The 1,742-nt window shown below is 47.5% G+C and carries 3 protein-coding genes; 2 read left to right on the top strand and 1 reads right to left on the bottom strand.

Going from position 1 to position 1,742, the window contains the following annotated elements; translation table 11 throughout:
* Positions 1-156: 156 nt before the first annotated feature.
* Complete coding sequence (locus RMO35_RS09875; protein ID WP_309740749.1) at positions 157-378, bottom strand: hypothetical protein; 222 nt, start codon at positions 376-378, stop codon at positions 157-159.
* A gap of 37 nt (positions 379-415) precedes the next feature.
* Here RMO35_RS09875 and rpsG point away from each other — a divergent pair, with 37 nt between their 5' ends.
* Entirely contained in the window at positions 416-886 is a 471-nt protein-coding gene (rpsG, locus tag RMO35_RS09870; protein ID WP_295620855.1) for a 30S ribosomal protein S7, read from the top strand.
* 122 nt (positions 887-1,008) lie between these two features.
* Positions 1,009-1,742 (top strand): GTP-binding protein (locus RMO35_RS09865; RefSeq protein WP_309740744.1); only part of this gene is annotated, 734 nt, incomplete at its 3' end.

Here is a 1,742-nt window from a genome sequence, read left to right as displayed (position 1 = left end):
GTTCCAAGTATGGAACCAAGCGACCCAAAGCTGCTAAGTAAGTTTCCTGATTTTAGATGGCGATCGCTCGATGCTTTTTGAGTGCGTTATTTATATGGAGATTACACGTCGATTGCAGCTAGCAAGACTGCAAACATCCTCATGCTGAGGGTTATGTTATGCCTGTAATTGACGTAGTGCCAATTGACATTCGCGCCAACTATAGATAATTGCTGAAGTAGAGATAAATTGGTAGTTTCCGGTTTCGTTGCAAATGGCACAGAGAACGTCTAGAGACGATCTCAAACCATCACTGAAGATTCCTAGATTAATCCTCAATGCAAATAAGTAAGTGACCGAAGGCGAGCCACAGATGCTCTCATCCAGAGGTTGTAACAACGTCAGTACCTAAACCAATCACCAATTCAACTTTCGTATGTCCCGCAGAACCAAAGTCGTCAAACGCCCAGTGCCACCAGATGCTGTTTACAACAGCCGTTTGGTGAACATGATGGTGCGCCGCATCATGTATAGCGGTAAAAAATCAGTCGCTTATCGGATCATCTATGAAGCGATGAAAACGATCGAAGAGCGCACAGGTAACGATCCGCTCGAAACCTTTGAAAAAGCCGTCAAAAACGCAACTCCCTTAGTAGAAGTCAAAGGTCGCCGCGTCGGTGGTGCTACCTATCAAGTACCGATGGAAGTTAAAGCCGAGCGCGGTACGGCACTAGCCATGCGCTGGTTGATTAACTATTCTCGCTCTCGCGCGGGTAAATCGATGGCTGGTAAATTGGCTAACGAGCTAATGGATGCAGCTAATGAAACCGGAAGTGCGATTCGCAAACGTGAGGAAACTCACCGGATGGCAGAAGCAAATAAAGCCTTCGCGCACTACCGTTACTAAACCGATTCGGTTTTCACTCTATTTGGGGGCACTGCGATCGCGCGAGTGTCCCCAAAAACGTCTACAATCTTAGTAAAGATTAACAAATTTATTATCGGCAGCCGACAAGTTAGGAGGTAATTGTGCCACGTACCGTCCCGTTTGAGAAAGTACGCAACATCGGGATTGCAGCCCACATTGATGCGGGTAAGACAACCACGACCGAGAGAATACTATATTATTCTGGGGTTGTCCATAAGATCGGCGAAGTTCACGAAGGAACTGCCACCACCGACTGGATGGTGCAAGAGCAAGAGCGTGGAATCACCATCACCGCAGCCGCAATCAGTACGACTTGGAAAGATCATAAGATCAATATCATCGATACTCCAGGACACGTAGATTTTACGATCGAAGTCGAACGTTCGATGCGGGTACTCGATGGTGTAATTGCTGTATTCTGCTCCGTTGGTGGCGTTCAGCCTCAATCGGAGACGGTATGGCGACAAGCCGATCGCTACAAAGTACCTCGGATCGTCTTTGTGAATAAGATGGATCGCACGGGTGCGAATTTCTTCAAAGTTTACGACCAAATCCTCGATCGGATGCGGGTCAACGCGGTACCCATCCAGATTCCGATCGGTGCTGAAGGCGATTTTGCTGGAGTAATCGATCTAGTCACGATGCGCGCGTTTTACGCGATGGATGACATGGGTAAGGATATCGAAGAACGCGATATTCCTGCCGATCTCCAAGCTAAAGCGGATGAGTTTCGCTTGAAACTATTGGAATCTGTTGCCGATACTTCAGATGAATTGACCGAGAAATATCTCGAAGGTCAAGAAATCTCCGAAGCTGAGGTCAAAGCCGCAATTCG

The sequence above is a fragment of the Chamaesiphon sp. OTE_20_metabat_361 genome, assembly GCF_031364565.1.
This window is presented reverse-complemented; position numbering and strand designations above follow the sequence as displayed.

Bases quoted from the DNA above. Each gene is read 5' to 3' on its own strand.
- rpsG (WP_295620855.1), top strand. From the start codon at position 416: ATGTCCCGCAGAACCAAAGTCGTCAAACGCCCAGTGCCACCAGATGCT.